At 63.9% G+C, this 24,064-nt stretch carries 33 protein-coding genes and 1 tRNA gene; 9 read left to right on the forward strand and 25 right to left on the reverse strand.

Translation table 11 applies throughout. From position 1 onward, the window contains the following. The first annotated feature begins 226 nt into the window (after window positions 1-226). Window positions 227-511: a hypothetical protein gene (locus AC1DIN_RS18125; protein ID WP_441472230.1), complete on the forward strand. Its 285-nt coding sequence runs from the start codon at window positions 227-229 to the stop codon at window positions 509-511. A gap of 24 nt (window positions 512-535) precedes the next feature. Here the strand turns inward: AC1DIN_RS18125 and AC1DIN_RS18130 are convergent, their stop codons facing one another. The 4 genes from AC1DIN_RS18130 to AC1DIN_RS18145 all read right to left on the reverse strand — a co-directional run bounded on the left by AC1DIN_RS18130 (window position 536) and on the right by AC1DIN_RS18145 (window position 3,588). Further along, window positions 536-937, reverse strand: coding sequence for a PRC-barrel domain-containing protein (locus AC1DIN_RS18130; protein WP_476810921.1), 402 nt, complete (start codon window positions 935-937; stop codon window positions 536-538). A 142-nt stretch (window positions 938-1,079) separates the two neighbouring features. Continuing rightward, entirely contained in the window at window positions 1,080-1,274 is a 195-nt protein-coding gene (locus tag AC1DIN_RS18135; protein WP_476810799.1) for a heavy-metal-associated domain-containing protein, read from the reverse strand. A gap of 309 nt (window positions 1,275-1,583) precedes the next feature. Continuing rightward, window positions 1,584-2,270: a Spy/CpxP family protein refolding chaperone gene (locus tag AC1DIN_RS18140; protein WP_476810800.1), complete on the reverse strand. Its 687-nt coding sequence runs from the start codon at window positions 2,268-2,270 to the stop codon at window positions 1,584-1,586. A gap of 400 nt (window positions 2,271-2,670) precedes the next feature. Then, window positions 2,671-3,588: an alpha/beta fold hydrolase gene (locus AC1DIN_RS18145; protein WP_476810801.1), complete on the reverse strand. Its 918-nt coding sequence runs from the start codon at window positions 3,586-3,588 to the stop codon at window positions 2,671-2,673. Window positions 3,589-3,725: 137 nt separating this feature from the next. On the opposite strand from AC1DIN_RS18145, the gene AC1DIN_RS18150 reads away from it, so the two are divergent. Both AC1DIN_RS18150 and AC1DIN_RS18155 read left to right on the forward strand, forming a co-directional pair. Then, window positions 3,726-4,625, forward strand: coding sequence for a LysR family transcriptional regulator (locus tag AC1DIN_RS18150; RefSeq protein ID WP_441472234.1), 900 nt, complete (start codon window positions 3,726-3,728; stop codon window positions 4,623-4,625). Between the two features lie 166 nt (window positions 4,626-4,791). Next, on the forward strand, window positions 4,792-5,109 hold the full coding sequence (locus AC1DIN_RS18155; protein ID WP_441472235.1) for a hypothetical protein: 318 nt from the start codon (window positions 4,792-4,794) through the stop codon (window positions 5,107-5,109). A 178-nt stretch (window positions 5,110-5,287) separates the two neighbouring features. On the opposite strand, the gene AC1DIN_RS18160 is transcribed toward AC1DIN_RS18155, so the two are convergent. Continuing rightward, window positions 5,288-5,578 (reverse strand): hypothetical protein, encoded by a 291-nt coding sequence (locus AC1DIN_RS18160; protein WP_476810802.1) that lies wholly within the window; start codon window positions 5,576-5,578, stop codon window positions 5,288-5,290. A 401-nt stretch (window positions 5,579-5,979) separates the two neighbouring features. Here AC1DIN_RS18160 and AC1DIN_RS18165 point away from each other — a divergent pair, with 401 nt between their 5' ends. After that, window positions 5,980-6,261, forward strand: a complete 282-nt coding sequence (locus AC1DIN_RS18165) for a hypothetical protein (protein WP_476767023.1) — start codon at window positions 5,980-5,982, stop codon at window positions 6,259-6,261. A 217-nt stretch (window positions 6,262-6,478) separates the two neighbouring features. Here AC1DIN_RS18165 and AC1DIN_RS18170 read toward each other — a convergent pair whose 3' ends face one another. Then, window positions 6,479-7,717 carry an NAD(P)/FAD-dependent oxidoreductase gene (locus AC1DIN_RS18170; protein ID WP_476810803.1) on the reverse strand — a complete coding sequence of 413 codons (1,239 nt, stop codon included), beginning with the start codon at window positions 7,715-7,717 and terminating at the stop codon, window positions 6,479-6,481. A 616-nt stretch (window positions 7,718-8,333) separates the two neighbouring features. Here AC1DIN_RS18170 and AC1DIN_RS18175 point away from each other — a divergent pair. Further along, window positions 8,334-8,780 (forward strand): low affinity iron permease family protein, encoded by a 447-nt coding sequence (locus AC1DIN_RS18175; protein WP_441472240.1) that lies wholly within the window; start codon window positions 8,334-8,336, stop codon window positions 8,778-8,780. A gap of 489 nt (window positions 8,781-9,269) precedes the next feature. Here the strand turns inward: AC1DIN_RS18175 and AC1DIN_RS18180 are convergent, their stop codons facing one another. After that, window positions 9,270-9,554: a helix-turn-helix domain-containing protein gene (locus AC1DIN_RS18180; protein WP_476810804.1), complete on the reverse strand. Its 285-nt coding sequence runs from the start codon at window positions 9,552-9,554 to the stop codon at window positions 9,270-9,272. Between AC1DIN_RS18180 and AC1DIN_RS18185 the strand changes: the two genes are divergently transcribed. Together AC1DIN_RS18185 and AC1DIN_RS18190 are read left to right on the forward strand one after the other, a co-directional pair. Further along, window positions 9,543-9,785, forward strand: coding sequence for a DUF982 domain-containing protein (locus tag AC1DIN_RS18185; RefSeq protein WP_476810805.1), 243 nt, complete (start codon window positions 9,543-9,545; stop codon window positions 9,783-9,785). The two genes, AC1DIN_RS18180 and AC1DIN_RS18185, sit on opposite strands and share 12 nt — an antisense overlap. 407 nt (window positions 9,786-10,192) lie before the next feature. After that, window positions 10,193-10,468: a type II toxin-antitoxin system HicB family antitoxin gene (locus AC1DIN_RS18190; RefSeq protein WP_476810806.1), complete on the forward strand. Its 276-nt coding sequence runs from the start codon at window positions 10,193-10,195 to the stop codon at window positions 10,466-10,468. Here the strand turns inward: AC1DIN_RS18190 and AC1DIN_RS18195 are convergent. Continuing rightward, window positions 10,465-10,767: a helix-turn-helix domain-containing protein gene (locus AC1DIN_RS18195; RefSeq protein ID WP_476810807.1), complete on the reverse strand. Its 303-nt coding sequence runs from the start codon at window positions 10,765-10,767 to the stop codon at window positions 10,465-10,467. The two genes, AC1DIN_RS18190 and AC1DIN_RS18195, sit on opposite strands and share 4 nt — an antisense overlap. A gap of 157 nt (window positions 10,768-10,924) precedes the next feature. Between AC1DIN_RS18195 and AC1DIN_RS18200 the strand changes: the two genes are divergently transcribed. Next, on the forward strand, window positions 10,925-11,164 hold the full coding sequence (locus tag AC1DIN_RS18200) for a hypothetical protein (protein WP_476810808.1): 240 nt from the start codon (window positions 10,925-10,927) through the stop codon (window positions 11,162-11,164). Window positions 11,165-11,218: 54 nt separating this feature from the next. Here AC1DIN_RS18200 and AC1DIN_RS18205 read toward each other — a convergent pair whose 3' ends face one another. The 6 genes from AC1DIN_RS18205 to AC1DIN_RS18230 form a co-directional block, all read right to left on the reverse strand. Continuing rightward, complete coding sequence (locus AC1DIN_RS18205) at window positions 11,219-11,596, reverse strand: hypothetical protein (protein WP_476810809.1); 378 nt, start codon at window positions 11,594-11,596, stop codon at window positions 11,219-11,221. A gap of 58 nt (window positions 11,597-11,654) precedes the next feature. After that, on the reverse strand, window positions 11,655-12,179 hold the full coding sequence (locus AC1DIN_RS18210; RefSeq protein WP_476810810.1) for a hypothetical protein: 525 nt from the start codon (window positions 12,177-12,179) through the stop codon (window positions 11,655-11,657). Window positions 12,180-12,200: 21 nt separating this feature from the next. Continuing rightward, window positions 12,201-12,584, reverse strand: a complete 384-nt coding sequence (locus tag AC1DIN_RS18215; protein ID WP_476810811.1) for a hypothetical protein — start codon at window positions 12,582-12,584, stop codon at window positions 12,201-12,203. After that, window positions 12,571-12,876 (reverse strand): helix-turn-helix domain-containing protein, encoded by a 306-nt coding sequence (locus AC1DIN_RS18220; protein WP_476810812.1) that lies wholly within the window; start codon window positions 12,874-12,876, stop codon window positions 12,571-12,573. Before AC1DIN_RS18220 ends, AC1DIN_RS18215 begins: the two co-directional genes overlap by 14 nt. Continuing rightward, entirely contained in the window at window positions 12,873-13,139 is a 267-nt protein-coding gene (locus tag AC1DIN_RS18225) for a hypothetical protein (protein ID WP_476810813.1), read from the reverse strand. Before AC1DIN_RS18225 ends, AC1DIN_RS18220 begins: the two co-directional genes overlap by 4 nt. Window positions 13,140-13,303: 164 nt before the next feature. Further along, window positions 13,304-13,552 carry a helix-turn-helix domain-containing protein gene (locus AC1DIN_RS18230; RefSeq protein ID WP_476810814.1) on the reverse strand — a complete coding sequence of 83 codons (249 nt, stop codon included), beginning with the start codon at window positions 13,550-13,552 and terminating at the stop codon, window positions 13,304-13,306. 55 nt (window positions 13,553-13,607) lie between these two features. Between AC1DIN_RS18230 and AC1DIN_RS18235 the strand changes: the two genes are divergently transcribed. Continuing rightward, entirely contained in the window at window positions 13,608-13,925 is a 318-nt protein-coding gene (locus tag AC1DIN_RS18235) for a hypothetical protein (RefSeq protein WP_476810815.1), read from the forward strand. Window positions 13,926-14,497: 572 nt separating this feature from the next. Here the strand turns inward: AC1DIN_RS18235 and AC1DIN_RS18240 are convergent. The 11 genes from AC1DIN_RS18240 to AC1DIN_RS18290 form a co-directional block, all read right to left on the reverse strand. Continuing rightward, window positions 14,498-14,574 (reverse strand) — tRNA-Arg (locus AC1DIN_RS18240). A 417-nt stretch (window positions 14,575-14,991) separates the two neighbouring features. Next, window positions 14,992-15,474: a hypothetical protein gene (locus tag AC1DIN_RS18245; RefSeq protein WP_476810816.1), complete on the reverse strand. Its 483-nt coding sequence runs from the start codon at window positions 15,472-15,474 to the stop codon at window positions 14,992-14,994. A 56-nt stretch (window positions 15,475-15,530) separates the two neighbouring features. Next, window positions 15,531-15,860: a hypothetical protein gene (locus AC1DIN_RS18250; RefSeq protein WP_476810817.1), complete on the reverse strand. Its 330-nt coding sequence runs from the start codon at window positions 15,858-15,860 to the stop codon at window positions 15,531-15,533. A 247-nt stretch (window positions 15,861-16,107) separates the two neighbouring features. Continuing rightward, window positions 16,108-17,130, reverse strand: coding sequence for an MsnO8 family LLM class oxidoreductase (locus AC1DIN_RS18255; RefSeq protein WP_476810818.1), 1,023 nt, complete (start codon window positions 17,128-17,130; stop codon window positions 16,108-16,110). Window positions 17,131-17,185: 55 nt separating this feature from the next. Next, complete coding sequence (locus AC1DIN_RS18260) at window positions 17,186-18,142, reverse strand: ABC transporter substrate-binding protein (protein ID WP_476810819.1); 957 nt, start codon at window positions 18,140-18,142, stop codon at window positions 17,186-17,188. Continuing rightward, the gene (locus AC1DIN_RS18265) at window positions 18,139-18,915 is read right to left on the reverse strand and encodes an ABC transporter ATP-binding protein (RefSeq protein WP_476810820.1); all 777 of its coding nucleotides are present in this window, start codon (window positions 18,913-18,915) and stop codon (window positions 18,139-18,141) included. The genes AC1DIN_RS18260 and AC1DIN_RS18265 overlap by 4 nt, the downstream gene beginning before the upstream one ends. Then, a complete protein-coding gene (locus tag AC1DIN_RS18270; RefSeq protein WP_476810821.1) occupies window positions 18,908-19,672 on the reverse strand; it encodes an ABC transporter permease in 765 nt (254 codons plus the stop codon). The genes AC1DIN_RS18265 and AC1DIN_RS18270 overlap by 8 nt, the downstream gene beginning before the upstream one ends. Before the next feature lie 92 nt (window positions 19,673-19,764). Then, entirely contained in the window at window positions 19,765-20,682 is a 918-nt protein-coding gene (locus AC1DIN_RS18275; protein ID WP_476810822.1) for a serine hydrolase, read from the reverse strand. Between the two features lie 35 nt (window positions 20,683-20,717). Next, window positions 20,718-21,530: an ABC transporter permease gene (locus AC1DIN_RS18280; RefSeq protein WP_476810823.1), complete on the reverse strand. Its 813-nt coding sequence runs from the start codon at window positions 21,528-21,530 to the stop codon at window positions 20,718-20,720. A gap of 4 nt (window positions 21,531-21,534) precedes the next feature. Next, on the reverse strand, window positions 21,535-22,470 hold the full coding sequence (locus AC1DIN_RS18285) for an ABC transporter permease (RefSeq protein WP_476810824.1): 936 nt from the start codon (window positions 22,468-22,470) through the stop codon (window positions 21,535-21,537). A gap of 37 nt (window positions 22,471-22,507) precedes the next feature. After that, on the reverse strand, window positions 22,508-24,034 hold the full coding sequence (locus tag AC1DIN_RS18290) for an ABC transporter substrate-binding protein (RefSeq protein ID WP_476810825.1): 1,527 nt from the start codon (window positions 24,032-24,034) through the stop codon (window positions 22,508-22,510). Window positions 24,035-24,064 lie beyond the last annotated feature (30 nt).

Below are 24,064 nucleotides of genomic sequence, written 5' to 3' on the forward strand. Positions count from 1 at the left end.
TTCCGCGTGATCGGATGATGGCGTTGCGTCGTCATGCTTGGCTTTCGGTCCACGGCGAACTGGCCAGCCCTCCACGCCGTCGCATGCAATGCAATGAGGCGCCCCCTGGGGGGCCCGGCGGGTAGCCAAACGTCGATTGCTTTCATCCCGGAACAGGCGTGTACTTCAGCAATTGTCTGTTGGCGTTCGGCACTGCTACGGGCGCCGCTGAGGCGGGGACAGAGCAATGTATGTCGGGACAGGTTTGCTCATCCTGCGGGACGGGCGGATGCTCCCGCTCTCCTACAAATTTGGCAGCGATTATGACGAAATCCGCGCTGGATACCTGTATTGCGACACCTCGGACATCGATCCCGCCGCGCTTCATTCCAAATTGCGCGTGATATGCGAGGACGGCACCCAGATAGACGTGGCAGTGATGCATTCCAGCGACAGGTATCTCGCGGTCACGGGGCGGGTAATGCCCGTGAGGCAACCTGAACAGCAAAATGGCCCCGCCAGCCAGAGCTGACGGGGCCTGAGCAACGGGAGCAGCCTACTTGCTCCAGCGGCCTTCGTACTTGAACTCGGGCGCCGCTTTCAGCGCATCCTTCGTCGTATCCATGGTCGCCGACCACTTCTTGTCGTTCTCGGAATAAACCACCTTCACGGCGGCTGGCGCGACCACGACATAGCGCTCACCCATGCCCAGGAAGCCGCCGACAGACAGGATAAGTCCGGACAGCCTCCCATTGGACACGACGAGGTCCTTGATCTCGCCTACGTTGTCCTTGGCATTGTTCTGGACCTTGAGGTTGATCAGGTTACTGCTGAGCACATCGGTCGGCTCCGCTTTGATATAGACTTCGCGCGTTGAGGTCGTCGCAGTCTGAGCATGCAGAGCAGTCGCTCCAGCGAACGACGTGGCAACGGCAAGAGCGACGAGCAATTTGCGCATCATGAATTCTCCAAACTTAATTTCCCAGCCGCGGAAACAACGTTAAAGGGCGGTGGATGTTCCTCTCTCGACACCGTTGAAAACGAAAAACCCGCCGACCCGAGCCGACGGGGCTAATCCTCTACCTGTGAGCGCGCCTCCGTCAGGCCGCGACCGGAGTGTAGCCGGCCTTGGTCACGAGGGCCTTGATGGACGCCAGGTCGGCGCTACCGCGGACGGACACCAGCTTGGAGGCCGGATCGGCTTCAACCTGCGTGCCGGGCAGCCCAGTCTCGATCGCCTTCTTGATCGTGCCTGCGCAGTGGCCGCAGGTCATGTCCTCGACCCGCAGGGTCAAGGCGTTCGGATCCCGCTCGACCGCTTGACCCGGCCGGGAGGAGTGGCTGCTGCATCCGCACATGGAATGATCTCCGCTTCTGACGATGAGCGCACCATGCACCTTCCCACGATGGTAAGGTCAAGCGGCAACTTCGTCTGAACGCGTCGTTGGAGGTCTCGCACGGGCCGTCGCGGCCCCCCGTGCCTTCCAAAGTGACATTGCGGGGCGGGCAAGCTTGCGCCTGCCCGCTTTCATCCCCCCACGACCGGATGGCTCCGAGCGCGGAGGTCACCGCGTTCCATGGCCGACGTCATCCGGGCTGGAGTGTCAGCGGCTTTCCTGACTGTCGTCGTCATCGTCCCCGGCTCCGCCGGGCATCATGGCGCCACCGGGACCCATCGTTCCCCACCCCGTCATCATCCCCCGCCCCATCATGCCGCGGTCGCCCATCCGGACGAGCACTTGCAGCCGCCGCTTCTGAGCTCCGTCGAGGGCCGCATAGAGCGGCGACGCGGCGTCCGCGAGCTTGCGCACGGCGTCCGCTCCCTGGCTCATATGGTCGGCCATGATGCGGAGCCGACCGACCGGATCGCTCGCCATCATTCCCCGGGTCTGGCGCATGGCCTGCATATGGCCAAGGTGAAGGGTTGCCAGGTTGCGGATCGCAGCTTCGACGGGGGGCCACGCCTTCTCCTGGTCGGCGGACAGCTTCAGCCCGGCATGGATTGCCGCGATATGGGCGTCGATGAAGGCGCTCATGTCCTCGGCCGAGAACCGGCCCATCATCCTTCCGCTCATCATGCCCCTGTCCATCATCTGGCCTTGCACCATCTGACCCATGGGCATTGGCATCCCGGATTGACCGGGCGCTGCCTGAGGCTTTGCCGGGGCCGTGGATTGGGCCTGTGCTGCAGCGGCACCACCGGGATTGTGCTGGTCATGGGAGGTTGGCGCCTGGGCCAGGGTGGGTCCGGCTAGAGCAATCAGAACGGTGGTGAGAACAAGCGTTTTCATGGCGGGCCCTCCTTTGCGAGTCTGTCGACCAAGGGAAAAAGCGGTCTCAGCGCATCTTTCGCTCCATGGGTGCGGCCACGATGTGGGCCATGTGGCTCGCGAAGAGGTGAATGCCGAGAGCCCTCAGGGCGAGCATGCGGACACAGCCCAAGGGTGTGTCGACCAGAAAGGGTCCCCCGGGTCTTTGGCGACCCCGGGGCGGCATTCGGTGCGGTGCTCATGCCGAGGTTTCCGTAAGCGGAGCGTCGTGATCTTGGACCTCCCCCGCGGATGATACTTTGAGCGAGATCAAGGCGAGGCGTGGCTGCCCGCAGAAGCGATCGGGTGAAAAGGCCGGCTTTGGCCGGCCTGAAGCGTACCGCCGAGCACAGCCGGCGTCCGGTGCCTGCGACCAGATCAGTCAGCGCCCCTTGTCCAGGAAGGCGCGGACTATCGCGATGGTGGCCGTGGGGTTCTCTTCCATGATCCAATGACCGGAATCGGGGACGACGCCTTCTGTTACGTCGGTCGCAGCGTCACGCATGACGACCGCCATCGTCGTGCCGAACGACTTTTCTCCACCGATTGCCAGAACCGGCATGGTGAGCTTGCCGCCGGCCTTCAGATAAGCGCGGTTGTCGATCGCGTCCTGATCGAAGGCCGCGAACTGGGCAAAGCCAGAATGCATGGCGCCAGGCAGTGCGTAGAGCTTGGCGTAGTGCTCGCGCGAAGCCTCGGTGAAGCGCGCCGGTGTTGCCGAGAACTCGTTCCAGAAGCGGTCGAGATAGATGCGCTCGCGGCCGGCCACGAGCCGCTCCATGTCCGGCCCGCCGAAGCGGAAATGCCAGAGTAGCGGGTTCTTGAGGATCTCCTCCCATGGACCGACGCCGGGCACAGGTGCGTCGATGAGAGCGAAGCGGCCGACGCGCTGCGGATGTTGTGCGGCGAACGCGAAGCCGACCATGTTGCCGATGTCATGCGTGACGATATCGGCGCGCTCGATCTTGAGGGCATCGAGCACGCCCGCAACGTCCCCGGCCTGGGTCTTCTTGTCGAAGCCGGAGGCCGGCTTGGACGACAGGCCGAGCCCCCGCAGATCAGGCACGATCACCGTGTAGTCCCGCGCCAGATCGGCTGCCATCGGTGCCCACATATCGCCGGTCTCGCCATAGCCGTGCAGCAGCACCACTGCCGGTCCCCGCCCGCCGAGGCGAACGTGGATGGTCGCGCCGTTGGTCGCGATCTCCTGCGTCTTGAAGGACGCCGGAAAGTCGGGGACCTGGGCGGCCGCCGGGGCGGCCAAGGCAAGCGCCCCAAGTGCGAGTGCGAACTTCAACATCGAGTATCTCCCGCCTGTCGGGAGGGCGGTCCGTGCGACCGTCGCTATCTGCCCCGTTGGCGAGACGGAACGTAGCATTCGAGCCCCGTTCGGATTAGCATCGCATGGGCGAAACTTATGTCCGGGAAAGCCGAACGATGCTGAAGCTCGACGGCATCGCGACCTTCGTCGCGATCGCAGAGGCCGGCTCACTGAGCGAGGCGGCCCGCCGGCTGCATCTATCGAAATCGGTGGTGAGCGACCGCCTCGCGGAGCTGGAGCGCGGCTTGGGAGCGAACCTCCTGCATCGCAGCGCCCGCCGGCTCACGCTCACCGAGGACGGAACCGCTTTCCTTGCGCGCGCGATTCGTATCACGCGGGAGGTCGAGGAGGCTGCCGCCGACATGGCGGAGCGACGCGGCGCCCTTGTCGGACCGTTGCGGATTTCGGCACCAGTAACCTTCGGCCGGATGCATCTCGGCCCGGCGATCTACCCTTTCCTTGCCCGGCATCCCCGGATCGAGTTGACGCTCGACCTCGATGACCGCCGTGTCGATGCCGGCTCCGACAGCTACGATGCCGTGCTGCGCCATGGGCCGATCGTGGATTCGCGCCTCGTCGCCTGGACGCTTGCGCCGAGCCGGCGGGTTCTCGTTGCGTCGCCGGACTATCTCGCGCGGCGCGGGACGCCCGGCTCAATGGCCGAGCTCGATGGGCATGACGGCGTCTTCTACACCAATCGGGGAGCCGGCGACTGGCGGTTCCGCGGGCCGCAGGGCACGACCAGCGTGCGCGCGCGCCCCGCGCTGCGCGTGAACAACGGCGACATGATGCGGGATGCCGCGCTGGCCGGTCTCGGCATCGCATTGCTGCCGCTGTTCATCGCCAGCGCCGAAATCCGGAGCGGCCGTCTGCGCATCGTCGACATCGGCGTTCAGCCTGAAACCGAGTTCATTCACCTGGCCCATCCCGAAGGTCGCCGCCCCTCGGCGAAGCTGCGCGCCTTCGCCGATTGCCTTCGCCGCGCCTTTGGCCATCCTCCCCCTTGGGAGCGCTGAACGCCCCAAGCACCGCCCGGGCCGAGGAGCGCGTCCGCATTGCGAGCAGGTTGGGTCACGAAGAGCCGTGCGAAGACGGCCGGCGAGGAAACGCGTTTCGCGGCTGGACCGAGGATCGGGAACGGGTAAAGTCCGGCTCCGGGGTAGACATGACAGGGGCATAGCGATGCGCCTATGGGCGTTGGCGGTTCTTTGCGTGGCCGCATTTCCATTGAGCGCTATCAGCGCCGAGCCGCGCAAAGGCGAATTCCTGCAGGACTACGTCACCTGCGAACTCTGGATGAAGCGCGCGTCGACTGACGAGCAGATGCACACCGCGATCAGCCAATGGGTCGTTGACGCGTTGCGTCAGCATTCCCCCTCACGCTTGTCGCAATATGGCGACGGCGAAATCATCATCGCGGTTGAGCGCCACTGCCAGGCGCAGCCCAAGCATACGCTCGCGGTCGCCACGTTCCTGGCGGGCCTGAGACTGCCGGAATAGGGCCGGGATCGGTGGGCTACTTGGAACAGATCGGGCGGGATAACGAGATAGAGCGCGACGGGCGAGCGATGCGCCCAAGGGCGTGAGCTTTTGGCAAGGCCACACCGCGCCAACAACTGCAGCCTGGCTGGTTGCCGTTTTGGTCGTGAACCAAGCGTTTGGAAGGCGCCTAAGCGAGCTACGGCTTCGGCGGGGCTGGCTGTCCTTCGTGCAATTCCTTCCCCGTCGGCGTCGTGTCCTTTCCATAGTCGCGATTTAGCTGCGAATCCGCGCCGCCTTTGCTTTGCGCATTCTCTCGTCGGTTCGCATCGGGAGACTGTTCAGCGGCCCCGCCGCCGGCACCTTGCTGAGGCGCCGCCCCTGGCTTAGCGCCCGCGCCTTCACTTGTGGGCGGATGAAATTGGGCTTGGGCGGCTGTACCAATATTCAGCACGAGCACGGCGGCAATGACCAAGAGCTTATGACCCATGGAACGCTCCTCCTTTTGGAGAGCGAACGCGCGCGCTGGATGCGGTGTTCCCGGCGTGAAGCCCCGGTCAATCCGCCACCGTCAAGCCCTGTGAGCCGCTCCCGATCCCTGCGAACACCCGTCAGCGCAAGGCGCCAACCGATCTTCGGGGTTATCGCTCTTCGGTGCAGCCGGCTTGCAGGCGATGCGCGATGAGTGTGACAAGCTCGCGAACGACCAGCGGCCCGGGCCCGCCATGCCTAACCGCCGATTTGCCGCTAACGACGGGGCTTTCGAGCAAGTCGAACTCGACCTGCCAGACGATTAGGCTGCTTCGCGCGAAGCCGGGGGTGGCGAATGATGCAAGCGAGTGCCATTAGGACGAGCTCGGTTAATGCGCGCATCGCGGCAAGGAAGCTAAAGTGGCTAAGCGGACAAAATCCAAAGCTCTCGATACCGAGTTCACGATGTTCGATGTCGTTTATCAAGACGGATCGAGAACCTCCAATCGGCGCGTTCCCACCTCCTTGCTCGGCGGCCTGGATGGCGACGAGCCCGCGCGAGCGACAATCATGGAGCAGGATCGCGTAATATCCGAGAAATCCGGCAATCCGCCCTTGGCAATTGCGACCATTGTGCGCTCGGCAAGCGCGGCGGTTGAGCAGGACAAGCGCAAGGATGATCGAAAGAAGCGCTCCACCTGAAGGAGCTCGCCATCGTCGCTCGTCGTGAGGGAACGATCGACAAGAGCGCAGGAAGGGCACCGACGGACTAACGCATCCAGCCGGTCGTGGCGAGGGCGGCGACCACGTCGATATTGTAGAGCACGTGGCCCCGCTGACTTCGGCTGGCGGAGCCTTTTCGCGTTCTCGGGGGTTAGACCGACGCACCGGCCACGGCCCCGCTTCAAAGGTCTTTCCGCTATTTTCGGATCAAGGCGCGGTCGATCGCAAAGGCTTCGAACCAGGGCCTTTCCTCGCCGCGGATCAGCATGCCGATGATGCGGGACGCCAAGAAGCTGAAGGTTATGCCATTGCCACCGTAGCCATAGGCCGCCAGCAGGCGTTTGTGTCCGGGGACGTGGCCAATCAGGGGCAAACCATCCGCCGTCTTGCCGAAGGCTCCGGACCAGGCGCGATCGAGATCTAGGCAAGCCAGGGGAAGCAGGGCGTGAAGCTTGGCGCGAAGAGCTTCGGTCTTGTCTCTATCGAGCCCCTCGCGGAGCTTCGGATCTGCGAAGCTCTCGTCTTCCCCACCAAAGATGATCCGTCCTTCCGGTGTGGTCCGAAAATAGGAATAATCCTGCGATGCCTCCCATACGAGAGCACGGTTAAGCCAGAGCGCTTGTGCTGGCTGCGGCACAGTCGCAATGGCCCAGCTCGATGCAACCTGGTGGAGCGCATCCCGAACGATCGCCGGCATGACGTAGCCAGTGGCCAGTACGAGGTGAGCGGCCTCAACGACATGCCCGCTGGCAAGACTCACGGCCGCAGCCAAGTTGGTGCCGTCAAACCCAACTGCCTCGTCCCGGATCAAACGCGCCCCTCGGCGTGTTGCGGTCATCAGAAGGCCGTGACAGAGCGCTACCGGATCCGCCTCAGCTGAACCGGGAGAGATAATTGCTCCCGGGCGATCCAAGCCCAAGGCGCCGCGCAGGCCTCCGCCGTCGACGACCTCACCGGGAAGCCCGGCGCGTCGACGCTGCAAGGCTTCATCTTGCAATTCCCGCAAGCCGATCTCGCCTGCTGCCAGATACACCGTCTGACGCGGTGCGAAGCTGCACGGCAAAGCAAGCTCCTCTATCAGGCGCCGCAAGCCTGCGACTGACCTCCAGCTCAGTCGATAGGCCTCGGCGGCACGCTCGAAGCCATAGAGGCCGGCGAGTTCGCGCAAAGGCAGATCAATTTCCCATTGCAGCATCGCGGTTGACGCCGCCGTACTCCCGAATCCCTCCCGCTCTCGGTCGATAACCGCGACATCAAGGCCCATCGCGGTCAAATGCTCGGCAATAAATGCACCGGTAATGCCAGCACCCACGATCGCAACATCGCAGCGAGTGTCGCGCGCGAGTTGCTGGCCGCGCGGGCGCTGCGGGGCAGGGCGCCACGGGCCAGCTCCACTCCGCAGATCATCGTGGCGCGTGGTTTCGGGATCAAGCATCACTTTGACCGGAGGGAAACACAATGAGAGCCCGGAATTTCGGTGCCATCGTCAGCAGCGGGAGCGTCGCATCGTTGCGACGGGGCTCGCTCCGCGCGCGGAGCGAGCCAACGGACGAAGCCGATCGGAAGCGGAAGCCGCTCATCGGCCACGCGAACGAGACCTTTCGCCAAATATTCGACGCGGGGACTGCTGCGCCTTGCGATCGTCCTGGCAATCTGTCGATCGATCGAGAGGGCTCTGAGCTGCCGCCGTTTCATCGCGCCTAGCCTGCTGGAGATCAGGCTGAAACGAGGCAGACCATAGATTGTTCAGAGCAATCTTGCGAAGTTCACCGAAGAATCTCGAGAATCCTTGAAAACCGACGCGCCCCTGCCGAGATCGGGCGACTATCGCGGGCTCAAAAAGGTCTGCACACACAGTCGGGAAAGGGCCGCCAGAGGCATGGCCGCGCGCCGGAACATTCGAGAGCCGGCTGGGTTTTCACCGCGCAACGTGAAGCAAGCCAAGACACTGGACGACGAGGCGAAGCATTCAACCGCTCGTCGGGCAGCAACAAACCGACGGCGTGGCTTGGCGGCGTTCGGCCTCGGAGCGCCTTTCCGGGATGACCTCAATGAGCACTTCGATCGAGCATCTGATCCACAAGAACAACAAGGCTTCGCTCTTCACGCGTCTGGCTCAAGCGGTTGCTAGCTGGACCGGCAAGCCGGTGACGTTCTTCATCGCGGTCATTCTGATCGTTGTCTGGGCGGCATCGGGACCCATCTTCGGCTTCAACGATACATGGCAGCTCGTCATCAACACCTCGACGACCATCATCACCTTCCTGATGGTCTTCATCATCCAGAACAGTCAGAACCGCGACACGGCTGCGATGCAGATCAAGCTCGACGAGCTGATCATTCGGCTCGAAGGTGCACGGGAAGAATTGCTTGATCTCGAAGAGCTCGACGAAGCCGACCTGTCCGAGATCCGCAAAGATTTTTGCGGGCGGGCTTCAACGGCCCGAGAAAAGGCCGCTGGCCTGAAGCCGCAGCAAAAGAAGCCGATCAGCCCGTGAAATTGGGCCCTCCTTCCCGCCAAGCTTCACGAGGGTGGGCGAAAGTTACCCCAACGACGAATTTCGTCCCGGCATCGGCGCCCGCTTGGAGCAGCCGCGTTGAGCGTATGGAGGGGGCGAATCGCTTGTAAGCGCCGAGAGCACAGGCCTGAAGGCGGCCCGGCATGTGCTCAGTGTGGGAAGTTTGTGCGGGAAGATACTGAGCCTGGATCTAGATCTCCGAAAAAGATCCAGATTTTCACCGCTTTAAATGGCGCGCCATTCAGGATAAAACTGCGAACACCTATGTGTTTGACATTGCGCTATAAGGTTTCCGATCCGGAGCCGTCAAAGCAAGGTTGAGCTATTTGTCGTCCTCTCGACCATTCAATAGATTGGACGATGTTGCTTGTGCTCGGCGCAGCGGTGCGAATGCACCCGTTGCCAAGGAAGCGTTTCAGGTCCTCCCGCTTATCGTCGCATCCGATTTCAATTCGCGGACGCTCTCGATTACGGGAACTGGCCGAGTTGGGCGCGCAGCGCGACCGCGCTCACGCCAAAGGCCGCCTCGAACTGAGCGTTGAAGCGGGTGAAATTGGAGAAGCGCCAGCGGCGGGCAATCTCTCCGACGGATTCACCGGAATTGCCTTCGATCTCGCGTCGGACACCCTCCAGCCGCACAGACCGTTCGTACTCCGAGATCGACACCCCCAGAAACTTCTGAAAGCCGTATTGCAGAGCCCGCAAGCTCACGCCGGCGACCACGACGCGCGTAGTCGCGACATGCCGCTGCACTGGTTCACGCCTCCGGTTTACGTCGAGTCGACTAAGGTCGGCGAGCGCTACGCCGTGAGCAGCGTAGAGCGTGCGGCTGAGTTCCTGCTGTCGTGGCGGGAGCCATCCGGTGCGGAAACGTGGCGTTTTGCGATCGCAACATGCATGGCCGCGCTCAAGGGCGAAGTTCCGGCAATGCACGCGAGGAAAGCGTTTGAGGCGGCAGCCCGCGAATGCGGCAAGCTCGTATGATCACCGCCAAGCCATCCGTAGACCGCGACGAAGAAGCGCTGACTCTGCCTGGCACGTCGTGTTCGAACTCCGCTAGGAGCCGATGAGCCAGCAGACGCCGTATCCAATCGCGGCGAACCAGGCTGATTGCCTTAGCGCGAGCGCCGTAAACAGTACCGAAACCAGAGCACGGTCGGATAGGACGGAACGCTTTCTCTCCGGGGCGGTTGAGCCCCCTTCCGAAAAGTCAATTTCAGACATCGGAACGCACTCGATAAGCCGCGCTTAGGTGATAGCAATCGCAACTATCCCTGAAACCCTCCATTTGGAGGGTGCGCGGCAGTGCGTGTCGGTGAAGCCAGGGCGCGGGCAAGGCTTCCATCATTATCCGCATTGCTCGAATACGAGGACTTGAATTACGCTAGGTCATGCGGTTCGTCGTCATCATAGAAAAGGAGCCGCAGTCGCTCTACGGCGGCTGGTTTCCCGACGCCCCTGGTGCCGCGGCCGCCGGCGCCACCTTTGACGAATGCGTCATGTCTGCACGCGCCAGTTTGCGCGTTTGGGCGGCTGAAACTCTGGCCAGCGGCGGGAGTTTGCCAGAGGTCCGCACGCTCGAGGCCATCCAACGGGACCCTGACGTTAGAGCCGCGCGCAGCCGCGGCGCAGTGGTCGTGGTTGTTCCTTTGAATGCATGGGGCTAGGGACTGCGTGAACAAGTGGCCTGCGGCGTCACTACCGATTGCCTCGCGGCCTCCCAAAGAGCGCGAATATCGTCCTCGTTGAACCGAATGGCCTCGCCAAACACGGCCCCGATTCCATTTTCCCGCGCCAGCGCCGCAACATCATCCGCGGGCACCCGCAAATAAGCAGCCGCTTCATCCAAGTCATAAATCCGCCCTAGCGGTCCGGCAGGGGCGGGCACCTCGGCCCGTGCTGCACCTCGAGCTACCAACCGCTGATCGATGTGCTTGCTGTAGTGCATCACTTTCTGAATCGACATTCCGACCATCGCCGCAATCTGCTGGTGCGTCTAGCCCGTGGCGTGCGTCACATTCAGCATCGCCAACGTCTGAGCAATCCACAACCAGCTGCGGCTCCCTTGACTCCATGGTGGCTTTTGTTCCTATTTTGTTCTCATCATAGGAATGGAGGCCGCCATGGTTCGCAGGTCAGTTCGCTCATTGCACCCCGCCGACGCCGGGGAGATGCGCAAAGAGACGCTTGCCTTCCAGCAGCGCGTTCGAAGCTGGTGTGCCTCTATACCGATCGACACACCAACCATGGTCGCGCTTGAGGCGTTGAATGACGTGGCGGGCTTGACCGCGCGATGCCTGCAGACCGTCATCGACGGCAAGAGGCAGAGCACGGGTCGCGGCGGAATTGACGATTTTGAGTGAGGCGGCACTACTAGCGCGCAACCTGCCCGTCGGCGCACCTCGCGCGTCGAGCGGCTACGCCACCAACCTGAGGAAGCGGTGATCGCGTCGGGCCAAGTTGTGCGCCGATATTTCTCGCAATGCGTCCGCGCGAAGCTGCGCCTGCTCTCGCGTCCTTTGCTTATCTTCGCGCGGCAGGGTCACCACGCTGGCCGGCGGGGCGCGATTTAGAGATGTCGCGGCAGGGGGCAACCGAGCGCCGATCACAGTCTGCACCAATGCTGGGCGCCCATTCGCCTTGGACGCAATCACCCGATCAATCACGACCGACCAAAAGAGCGCCGCAGCGTCGCCAAGGCCTGCCCATTTTGTCAGCCCGAAGGAAGCAGTGACGGATGCGATGCAGAGCGCCAGCGATCGACGGCTGAACGCATCCTTGTCCCAACCCTGCATCGGCTGCTCCTGTGACCTGCTTCGTCATCACCACCGTCACTCAGCAAGCTAGGTCCGGTCAAGGGACGAAGTACCCCGCCTCTCTCAGATACCATTCCATATGGAGGGCTTTGACGTCCTCCATCTGCCTGCCGAGAACGCCGAGCACGCCGCCCGTCCACGTGTCAAAGGCACGACTTCCGTCAGGACGGCGCAGTTTTTCTGGCATTGTGCGGATCGTGTAGACCGGGTTCTGCGGCCCGTATTCCTCGCCCATCTGCTTGAAGTCGCTCCCCGGCAATATGAAGCGGCTACGACCCCGATAGGCCAGGTGAACTTCCGAAAAGGTCCGGTCCTTCAGAGCATGCGCTGATTGAAGAAGCGCGCGCGTAACGTCCAGCATGCTCGAGCCGTCGCCGATGGACACGAGATCCACGACCGCTGTGTTTGGATCCACGCCATATCTGAGGTGCGTCACCATCGTCAGATTGGCGTTTCGCTCATCGGCCCTCACCGCGTTCCAGGCCGGCATGGTGACGTAGAAGGCATTGCCGCCCGTGATCACCAGCAAGCCGCAGAGCAACCAGACTGCGAGCTTCTTCATATTCCCCCCGCTCGGCGCTTGTCAGCGCGCGCCGTTGGCCTTTCGTAGCTTGGCCGTCACTTCGCGCAAAGATCGACCTTCGCGCGAGGCCTCCTGATAGTCCGACACGGCTAGGGCGTTCGTCGCCACCTGCGTGAACTGGGAACACGCCTCGGCAGCCTTGACCACCAGCAGCCAATAGATCGATCGGCTCGCAGCTTCGGTAACAAAATAGCGCCGCTGGACCGAAACCGTCTCGTAGTCGTCCGCTGTACGGACAAGCATGAAATGGTCACCGACATTCGGCAGGACGCCGCCGAAATGGTCCATGGTGTAGACATCCGCGCCCACCACCTCCCCGTCCACCAGCACCTTTCCAACGCGGACCTGCATCGGCGGAATTTTGATCATCTCAACGTTTGCCACCTGAATCCCCTCTTTGTGCTGATCGTTGACGAACGCGCTCTTCGCGCTGCGCTTGAGCTAGTTTGCGGAGGCTCACGTAGGATGCTCTCACCGCCACCGGATTAGGCTCTTCCCCGCGGATCTTCATGGCCTCGAGCACGGCTTTCAGATCGTCCTCCGTAAACCGGTGGTGGCGTCCGAAGACCGCGCCGATCCCGTAGCGCCTAGCGGCTCGGGCCAGTGCCTGCTTGGTAATCCGCAGATGGTCCGCGGCCTCCTGCAGGCTGTAAATCGTGCCAAGCGGGCCGGTCACTGCGCCACCTTTCGGCGACGCTTCGGGCGAACATACGGCCCCTCGGGCATCACGAAGGCTGGCTTCTCCATCTCGGGAGGCGGCGCCAGCTTTTGTTCAACGCTAGGCCAGTGCCACCGCACAATTTGGCCACGGTTGATATGGGCAGGCGGGATGAAGCCCTGCTGCAGCCACATGTTGAACGTGTCTGTGCTGATCTCCATCAGCTTGGCAGCCGTCTTTCGCGTTACGAAGACGGGGCGGAGTGTTTCGTCTGGTAGCATGCGATTGCCTCAAGTTGAGGCGGTGTCGTCGCGCAAATCAGAAAGGGAGTCCATAGGACTCACCTGTCATTCTTTCGTATGAGAACGACCGCTTTGAGTAATGGTTGTCAACCAAAGCAGTAGCGAATTCAAATTAGATTTCACTATACTTTTTATGTCAGAAGTCACCGTCGCAGCTTCACGACGCCTTCGCCGCGCTCGTCGTCGATGAATTCGACGCCGGCGGCTTGAATGGCTTCGATGATTCTGATTGCCGTCTCCGTGCGCCCGCCCAAGCTGCCCCCATCAGCCGCCTCGAGCCGTTTGATAGTCGGCAGGGACACACCGCAGCGCTCAGCCATAGTTGCTTGCGACCATTCCAAGAGGGCACGCGCTGCCTTTACCTGGGGTATCGATACTTTTAGTATTGACATTGATCCACCTCATATCGATACTGAAAGTATCAGATTCAAGCTAAGGAGCAATGCCATGCCCAGCAACACAGTTAACGAGACCATCACCCTCGAGATCGTTGAATCCTCTTACGAGGCGAACCACACCGGCACGGGCATGGTCCTGCGGTGCTTTGCGCAGGTCGTTGGCGGCCCCGACGAAGGTCGCCTGGGTTACCTGTTTTTCGACCTTGAGAACGATGACGAGCGCGTTCAGGAGCGCGGCCAGCGCGCCTTCGCGGCCCTGCGCAGGGCGGTTGACGTACTCAGCCCGCAGGACAGCGCCGAGCTGCATTGGAAGCCGTTCCAGTTCCCGTTCAGCATTGAGCCCGTCGAGATGCGGAGGGCGGCCTAATGGGCGCCAGGCCGCGGGGCTGGGGGGCTTTGTTGCGGCCTGGCGTCCGCCGACCTAGCCAAGGCTAGATGGCGCGCCAATGGTGTCGGCTGTGAACGGCCAGAATGTGGCGCTTAGATCGCAGCTGGCGCTGTCTCTGCATGCAACTACCGCTTTAGGTCTTGCCCCATCGCAAGATAGCGCGACACAGCCAGTTCCAATCTGGCCCGTTCTTGGGCCATTGGGCTGTTCGCGGGAGCGTTCTCTATCACCCGCAGCCGCGCCAGTGCCGCTCTATATTGAGCGGCGTTTGATACCTGAAAAATCAAGAAGGCAATGCGGTCGGCAGTTGGGTCATTCATGGGGAACCGCCCTTGTGAGGACAGCTAATTTAGAGCGTATCCAAGGTGGCGCTACGTCAAATGTTAAGGTTGCAGCCGCGGAGAGCCCGCGATCGGAAACGGGGGCGGGTGGGCGCGAATATAGCCGCGACGATGCTGGGGTTTCCTCGTGATTCCACCGCTCGTGGCGACTCGGTGGCGACTCGAGCGCGCTGCGTCAGAGGGGGGATTTGCCTAAGTGATTAATTTTATTGGCGCGCCCGACACGATTCGAACGTGTGACCTTTGCCTTCGGAGGGCAACGCTCTATCCAGCTGAGCTACGGGCGCAAACCGTGAAGGCTGGATAGCCGATCCCCGCGGCTTCGGCAATGCGGGATTTTGCGAAGGAGCAAATGCCCGAACAGGCAAAGGTCACACGTTCGAATCGTGTCGGGCGCGCCGCGAGTGCGTGGCGGGTCCTAGAGAGTGGCTCGGTCGAACTCGGCCGCAATGTCTTGGCGCTCGGCCGGCCGGCAGCCAGCTTCGCCGAGCGACTGATGGTCCCGGTCAGCAGCGACTTGCTGCTGCGTGGGAGGCGCAGGTCTCATTGGAAACGTTGACCACGATCGGCATCGGCCACTTCGCGCTGCTCGCAATCAGCACTACGCACGTTCGTCTACGCCCTCGAACGACGGTGCATTGTGACGCTTCTGCCCGACAAGTAACCTGTGACCTCAGAGACAAGGCTGCTGCACCATCCGTCGGTTAACGACCTGGCGACGGGTCTCCACCGGGGCAGTGCTCCACGAGATCGGCGAGCGCGCGCCGGCTCCCCGTGAGATCGAAAGTGGCGGAAACGGTGTTTCCATTCGAGGCCGGAGCGGAAATGACCAGCCGCGCCGTAGCGAGGACCAGCTTCACCAGCGGCGCCGGAGACGGCACGTGGATGGCATGATCGTCGCCGACCACGCCATCTACGTCGCTCGGCCCCAGGGCATCGGGCTGCAGCAACAGAGCCGCGTTGCGCGGTGCAGCACCGAAAAGCCCTTCATCGTTCAGTGGGACAAGCGCTACGGATAGATTGGCGTCGATGCAGCGAATCGCTAGGCCGAAGGGCGAGCCCTTGCCGGAAACGATGGCGGCGACGTCCTTGCGGCCATCCTCCTTGTCGTGGGTTACCACGGCCCAGGGGCCGATTGTCTTGACACCGCTCGCCTGAGCGAAGCCGGAAAGCTGGATCAGCGCCACCCCGATCCCCGAGACCCCTGCGATACAGCGCAAGATCGGCCTGACACCCGCCCGCCTCATCGCGACGCTGCCCCCGTTGGTTTGCTGATCGGCATCAGCATCTGGCGCCATTCCGGCGGAGCAGGTTGACCTATCTCGGCTGGGAAGGTGGGCAGCAGCGAAAAGGCGAGCGGCTGGTCGAGCCTGTCGCTCTGGAGCACGAGCGTGTCAGATCTGAAAAGCCGGGCCGAATAACGCGGAACGACCGCCCCGGCCGCGACGACTACGCCGCGGACCGCCAGCACGAAGCAGGAATCGAACGGATTCCACATGCTGCCCGCCGGGGCGCCGGTTCCGCCTTCGCGATTCGATTGCTCGAGGTGGCCGCCCTGCCAGGTGATGGTCAAAGGCTGATCCAGCCGCAGAGGCGCTTCCACGGGCACGACCGTTGAAGGTGGTGGCCATGGCATTCCTTTCGGCAATGGACAGCTGGTCAGCAGGCCAGGCCCGCTGGGGCGGGCGACCCATAGCTCCCAGGTCTGCGGCGGTTCGGCTGCGGCGAGGCTCGTCGCGAGGCACAAGGCCAAGAGCGCTCCCATCGACCGCAAGCACTTCGACATCCGATCCCCCGCGGCGATGTTACGGACGACTTGCCTATGACTGCAAGCGGCTCGGCGCAAAAGCGCGAGCCAGAAGCTCGTAGTTTCGCAAGCGCAGCCGCGGATCGGCCAAGAAGTCCTGGATCATGAATTCATCGATGCCCGTCTCGGCCGCCATGCGCGAAAGCGTCGCCTTCACGCGCTCTGGCGTGCCGACGACATAGGCGGGCCAGTCCGCGGTCTCGGCGGGGACCATTCCGCCCATGACGGCGATCGCTTCGTCGAGATCGGGCAGATGCGACACCATGATCCGCTCCGGCGACCGCCGCAGCTTGAATACCGCACGCACGGGCATGGCGAGCCGCTCTGCCTCATCCTGGGTCTCGCCGACGATGACGCGCACTGCGATGAAGGCTTGCGGCGCGCTTATGCCTGCGGCGTAGCGCGAAGGGGTGAAGCGCTCGGCATAGGCCGCGGCTGCGTGCGGGGCCTGTTCGGGCTTGTGGAAGGCGCTGCAGGCGAGACCGAGGCCCAGCGTCGCCGCGCGCCGGGCGCTTTCCTCGCTGACCGCCAGGATCCAGGGCAGCGGGCCGGCAGGCTCGTCCGGCATGATCCTTATGCCGTGGAACGGCGAGCTGGCCGGCAGGTCGTTGCCGAGCCAGCCGATCAATTCCTCGACCTGAGCGGCATGATCGTCCGGAAGCGCGACATCGCGCAGGCGCTGCAGTGCCCGGTCGGCGACAGGTCCCGCCGTGGCGCGGCCGATGCCGACATCGATGCGGCCGGGAAACAGCGCGTTCAGGGTGCGCATCGCCTCGGCGATCTTGTAGGGGCTGTAATGGTTCAGCAGCACGCCGCCGACCCCGATCCTGATCCGCGACGTCGCGCCGGCCAGCGCCGCGGCGAAGACCTCCGGCGCGGGATTGGCCTCGAAGGCGACGTCGTGATGCTCGACGATCCAGTAGCGCGTGAAGCCGAGCTTCTCGGCGGCCTGTGCCATGCCGACAGCCGTCCGCAGGGCTTCGCCGGAAGAGCCGCCTTTCGGCAGGACGAGGGGATCGAGAATCGAAAGACGCATGATGTCGAACCGGCAGGCGACGGCACCGGCCTGAGCCGGCCGGTGCCGCGCGGATTTATTTCAGAGTGAAGGCAGAGGGGGCGACGAGGCTCGCCTTGATATCAATCGCCTTGGCCTTGGGCAGCATGCCCGCCTGGACCATGAAGTCCTGATCGTCCGACAGATTGGCGATGTCGGCCTCGGTCATCGCAGGCGTGAAGTCGTAGAGCGGCATTTGCGCCCGAGCATCCTCGATCGAGATCTTCTGCTCCTTGGCTGCGATCGCCAGCGCTTCCTCGGGATTCTTCGCCATGAAATCGAGCGCCTTGCGATGGGCGTCGAAATAGGCCGCCAGCAGATCGGGATGCTGCTCGGCGAAGGCGGTGCGGGCGCCGATCACTGTCGTCGGCTTGATCAGCCCCTCGCCGCTCGTCAGCGCCTTGCCGCCCGCCCGTTCAACCAGCGTGACGTTGGCGCCGGCGAGCGTCGCGACGTCGACCTGGCCGGCGAGGAGGGCGGCACGAGCGGCCGGCAGATCCATGTTGATGTATTCGACGTCGTTCAGCGTCAATTTTTGCGAGGCGAGCGCCGCGACAAGGAGCTGGTTCAGCACCGTGCCTTTCGGCCCCGCGATCTTCTTGCCCCTGAGGTCCGCGAGCTTGGCGGGGCCGTCCGCGCGGGTCATCAGGAAATAAGCCTTGGGGGAGCGTGCGTAGGCCGCGACCACCTTCAGGTCGACCCCGTTGGCGCGGGCCAGGATCGCCGATGTGCCGCCGAGCACGCTGGCGATGTCGATCTCACCGGCTGCGAGGGCCTGGGTCTGCTGAGCGCCCGAGGTGATCTCGGGATTTTCGACCTTGATGCCGAACTTGGCGAAGGCCTCGTCGAGATAGCCTTTCTCGCGCATCACGATGGAAGGCACGTTGAAGGGCGCGGTCACATAGGTCACGCGGACCGTCTTCGGCTTGTCCGCGGCCGAGGCGGGGCCGAGCAGCAGCGTGAGCGCGAGGCCCAGGGAAGCGAGGCGTTTCACGAAGATGGCTCCTTGTCGATGGCGGGGGAAGCCACTCTGGAATCGTGGTCCCGCGCCGGTGCGGTCAGATTGGCGAGGATGCGCCGGCGGTGATCGTTGACGGCTGCTGCCGTCGGGTCACGCGGGAAAGGCAGGTCGATCGGCTCGTGGCCGACGACACGGCCGCCCTCGAGTTCGAGCACGCGCTGGCCGAGCAGCACCGCCTCCTCGACATCATGAGTGACGAAAACGATGGTCGGATGCTTCTTCTGCCAGATCGCGATCAGCTCATTCTGCATGGCGCGACGGGTGAAAGCGTCGAGCGCCGCAAAGGGCTCGTCGAGCAGCAGCAGGTCCGGCTCGGTGACGAGCGCCCGCGCGATGGCGACGCGCTGGGCCATGCCGCCGGAAAGCTGGCTCGGCATGGCGTCGGTGAAAGCCGAAAGGCCAACGGTTTCCAGAGCCGCCCGGCTGCGCTCCTCGGCGATCCCGGCCGGAACCCGCCTGCGCAGGCCGAAGGCGACGTTCCCGAGCGTGTCGAGCCACGGCATCAGCCGGGCTTCCTGGAAGACGACGCCGGTCTGCGACGGGCCGCCATCCGTGCGCCGGAGCTCGCCCCTGCTCGGCTGTTCGAGGCCGGCGAGAATGCGCAGCAGGGTCGTCTTGCCGCAGCCGCTGCGCCCGACCACGGTCGTGATCGAGCCGCGCGGAAAGGCAAGGCTGACATCGGTGAGAGCGGCAACCTCGACGTCGCCGAGTCGATAGCTCTTGCCGAGGTGATGCGCCTCAAGCACGCGCCATCTCCAGATCGCCGGCGAGCCAGGGCGCCTTGCGGCGGATGACGGAGCGGAGCAGCTGATCGCTCGCCAGGCCGAGAACGCCGATCACGAGGATGCCGGCCAGCACGATGTCGGTGCGGGCGAGATTTTCCGCGTCGACGATCATGTAGCCAAGGCCCGCCGAGGAGGCGATGAGCTCGGCGCCGACAAGGGCGCGCCAGCTATAGCCGAGCCCGATGCGCAGTCCGACGACGATCGCGGGCAGGGCAGAAGGCAGGACGATCCGCAGCAGGTTCTCGGCGGGGGTGAAGCCGTAGACCGTGCCGACATCGATCAGCTTCCGGTCGACGGCCGCAATGCCGCCGCGCACCCCGAGGAAGATCGGGAAGAAGCAGGACAGCACGATGATCCCGATCTTCTGCGCCTCGCCGATGCCGAGCCACAGGATCAGCAGCGGCATCATCGCCAGGGGCGGAATCTGGCGCAGGAATTCCAGAAGCGGCTCGATTGTGCGACGCAACGTTCTGCTCAGGCTGAACAGCAGGGCAAAGGGCACGGCCGCCGCAATCGCCAGCGCGTAGCCGACGGCGACGCGCTGCACGCTGATCAGCGTGTGCTTGGCGAGGACGCCGGAACCGGCCAGCTCGATCAACGTCTCGCAGACGGTGCCCGGCGCCGGCAGCAAGAAGGAGTTGATCCAGCCGGACGCGCTCCCGACGTGCCAGATCGCCAGCGCAATGAAGAATACTGCCAATGTCTGAAGGCGTGGCATCCGGCGCGGCCGCAATTGCAAGGTGCTGCGCGCTGTAATCTACTTGAAGATAATAGCAAGTGCTCGGTGTCAAAGTAGAATTATTCTAAATATTAGCCTTCATTGAGCCCGCTGGCCGCGATCTCGCCGAGCGAGGGCAGGAAGCCATCATCCTCTGCGATCGCTTCACCCTGCGTGAAAACGGTCAGGATGAACTCCTGTCCACCGGGCAGGATTGCGCGCAGGGCGTCATGGCGCCGGAAATCGGCGCGCTCGTCGCCGAGCCAGCGCGTGCGCCCGGCCTTCGACCAGATCTGCGTGCCATCCGGCATGCCGCCGGCGAGATATCCCGAGACCTGATAGGCCCCGCGCTTCGCGAAGGGGCTCGTGAGGTCGCGCGCGAGCAATGGTCCGACCGTTCGACGCGTTGTTTCGCTCAGCGCCGAGCCGTGGAAGGTCTCGTGCATCAGCCGGGCCATGGCGATGGGCGTGAGGGCATTGTGTCCGCCCGGCGAACGGTCGAGGCCGATCTTCTCGCGGCCATAGCGTAGATCGTCCATCAGCTTCTGGTTGAGGTTGATGCCGGCGAGCTCTGGCCACCCCAGCTGCGCGAAGAAGCGGTTGACCGCTTCGCGCCGCTCGCCCCATGCGGCCATCTCGGCGGCGGAGAGCAGCGTGTCGCCGGTCGTTCCCGAAAGCAGATCGATGACGTAGTTCGTCGCGCTGTTCGAGGACCAGAGGATCATGTCGCGCATGGCGCGCTCCAGTTCCTCATGCTCGGTGAGCTGCCCCGCTTCCAGCGCGGCCTGCGCCGCGACGAGGAAGAAGACCTTGACCAGCGAGCAGGGGTAGCTGCGCCAATCCGGGCGCAGCGCTGCGCCGCGCGGCCGACCGCCCGGGCCTGCGGGTTGCAGCAGCACGAAGCCGAATTGCTCCTCCGGCACGCTCCGTTCGCGGAATGTGGCCGCGGCCTTCGCGCTCAACAGCGCGCCGATGCGCTGCAGGTTTTCATCCTCGTCGAAAAAGCTCATGGCGCACCTGTCGGAGGCGGGTCGGAAAGAGGCGATCAGCCCTTGGGCCGAAGCGCGGTGTCGAGGCCTTCGCCGATCAGGGCGAAGGTGACGCCGGTGTAGATGATCGCGAGGCCGGGAAAGGTCGCGATCCACCAGGCGTCGAACAGGAACTGCCGGCCGTCCGAGATCATCAGCCCCCATTCCGGCGTTGGCGGCTGGATGCCAAGGCCGAGGAAGCTGAGGGAGGTCACGGCAAGGATCGTCAGCACCACGTCCGCCATGGCGTAGACGATCGCGGGGTTGACCGCGTTCGGCAGGATATGGGCGGTGATGATCCGCGGCGTCGTGCAGCCGAGGCTGCGCGCGGCCTGCACGAATTCGAGGTTGCGCAGCACCAGCACTTCGCCGCGCACGATGCGGGCGAAGGAGATCCAGTTCACCAGGAGGAAGGCGAGGTAGAGATTGGTCTCGCCCGGCCCCAGCACGCCGACGATGGCGATGACGAGGACGTAGAAGGGAAAGGCCCAGAAGATGTCGGTGACGCGCATGATGAAGGTGTCGACGCGCCCGCCGACGAAGCCGGAGATCGCGCCGACCACCGCGCCGAGGAGGGCCGGCGTGACGACGCAGATCAACGCGACCTTCAGGTCGACATAGCCGCCGGCGAGCACGCGCGAGGCGACGTCGCGGCCGAGATCGTCCGTCCCGAACCAGTTGGCCAGGGAAGGCGGCTGCAGCGTGTTGCCGTAATCGACCCCGAAGGGATCCTGCGGCGTCCAGATCTGGCCGAGCGCGACGAAGGCGGCGAGCAGGACCAGCATGGCGAGCCCGATGGCGAGGCTCGGATTGGAGCGGAGGCGGTCCATCGGCTCACTCCAGCCTGATGCGCGGATCGGCGAGCGCATAGGCGAGATCGGTCGCCAGATTGATCAGCACGACGAGGACGGCGAAGACGATGGTGAGCCCCTGGATCAGCGGATAGTCGCGGGCGAAGATCGACTCGACGAACAATGAACCCAGACCCGGCAAGGCGAAGACGGTCTCGATCACCACCGTGCCGCCGATCACCCAGCTGGTATGGGCGCCCAGCACCGAGATCGAGCTGATCAGGGCATTGGGCAGCACATGAATGCCCATCAGCCGGCCGGTGCCCGCGCCCTTGGCCCGCGCCGTGGTGACATAGTCTGAGCCGAGCACTGCCAGAATGGCGCTGCGCAGGCTGCGGATCGTCAGCGATGCCGTAGCGAGCGCGATGACCAGCGCCGGCAGCGTGGTGTGGTGCAGCCGGGAGAGGAAATCCTCGCCATAGCCCGAGGTCGGAAACAGCGGCAGCCAGATCGCGAAGAGGATGACGAAGATCAGCCCGAGCCAGAAGGACGGCATCGCGATGACGATCGTGAAGGCGAGCTTGATCGCGATATCGACCGGCCCGCCGCGCCGCAGCGCCGACCAGAGCGCCAGCGGCACGGTCATCGCGATGGCGAGCGTCGTCGAGTAGGCGACGAGCCACAATGTCGCCGGCAGCCGCTCGAACACGAGCTGCATCACCGGCCGGGCATGCACCACCGAGCGGCCGAGGCTGCCCGAGCCGATATCGGCGAGGAAGAGCAGATACTGCCGCCACAGCGGCAGATCGAGGCCGAGTCGCTGCTTCATCAGCGCGATTTCCTCCGGCCCACCGCGGGCGCCGAGAAGCAATGTCGCGGGGTCGCCCGGAAGCGCACGCAGCAGGAGGAAACAGGCCAGCGTGATGCCGAACAGGACCGGCACCAGCTGCGCGAGACGCTTGATGATGTAGATCAGCATGGCGAGGCGGGACGAGGGGCGCCAAGGCGCCCCTGCATCACTTCAGCTTGACGTCCTCGAGGCGGAAATTCGAGGTCGGGAGCACCTCGAAGCCTTCGACATTGCTGCGATAGGCGTAGGAGGTTCCGGGATAGAACAGGAAGACCGACGGTGCGCCCTCATGGGCGAGCTTGACGATCTCCTGGAACATCTTGCCGCGCTCGGGCCCGTCCGCGGTCACGCGCTCCTTCTCGTAGAGTTCGTTCAGGCGCTCGTTCTTCCACTCGGTGTGATAGGCATTGGCACGCTCCGGATTGACGAGCAGGAAGCCGACGAGCTGGTCCGGATCGATCGTGTCGCTGGTCGCATAGGCGACGGCCATCTCGTAGTCGCCGGCCTTCGTGGTGGTCCAGTGCGTGCCGCCCTCGACGAGGCGGATATCGGCGGTGACACCGATCTGCTTCAGCGCCGCCTGCAGGGCCTGGCCGAGCTGGCGATGCAGCGGCTTGCTGGAATCGACGAGCAGCGAGGTCTTGAAGCCGTCCTTGTAGCCGGCTTCCGTCAGCAGCGCCTTGGCCTTGGCGACGTCATGCGCATAGGGCTTCAGGCCCGGATCGGCATAGGCCATCGGCGGCATCGGCGAGTTCGAGACCTTGCCCGTGCCGTAGAGGAGCGCCTTGAGCAGCCCCTCCTTGTCGATGGCGTAGTTCAGCGCCTGCCGGACGCGAATGTCGTCGAACGGCTTCTTCCTGGTGTTCATCAGCACGAAATCGGTGCGGAAGACGTTTGCCACCGCCGTCTTGATCTTGCTGTCGCGCCCGAGGCCCTGGAGCTGGTTCAGTGGAATGTCGATCGCGGCGTCGACTTCGCCGGCCTGCAGCTTCAGCACGCGACTGTTGCCCTCCGGGATGACCATCAGCTCGGCACCGTCGAGGTCGGGCTTGCCGGCCTGCCAGTAGTTCGCATTCTTTTTCAGCGACAGGCCCTGGCCCTTGTTCCAGGCCGCGACCGTGAAGGGGCCGCTGCCGACCGGCTTCTCGAAGAACTTGTCGCCGGCGGCCTCGAAGGCCTTCTGCGGCAGGATCGCCGAGGAAAACAGGGCGAGGTTGTTGAGGAGCGGCGTGAACACCTTCTTGAGCTTGAGCACGACGGTGCGGTCGTCCGGCGTCTCGATCGTGTCGATGCCGGAGAAGAAGCGCTTCCAGCTCGAAGCGTCGCTGCCGGCGCGCTTCAGGGAGAAGGCGACGTCGGCGGCCGTGACCGGCGTGCCATCCGAGAACTTCGCCTCGCGCAGCTTGAAGCTGTAGGTCATGCCGTCGTCGCTGACCTTCCAGCTCTCGGCGAGGCCGGGCTCGAGCTTCGTGGCGTCCTTGCTCGGCCGCAGCAGCGTGTCGAAGATGAGCAGCTGCGCGTAGATCGAGGCGTTGTCGCTGGTCGCGATCGGATCGAGCGAGACGAGGTCCTGTGTCTGCGCGAGCCGCAGCGTCCCCTTGGCCAAAGCGGTGGAAGGCGCCGTTACCAGAGCGGGGGCGCCGAGTGCGAGCGCGAGCGCGCCAGCCGAGAGCAACGAGCGAAGCTTGGTCATACCGATCCCCTGATTCATTGGCCGCATTGC

The organism is Allobosea sp. 05T438 (assembly GCF_056396025.1).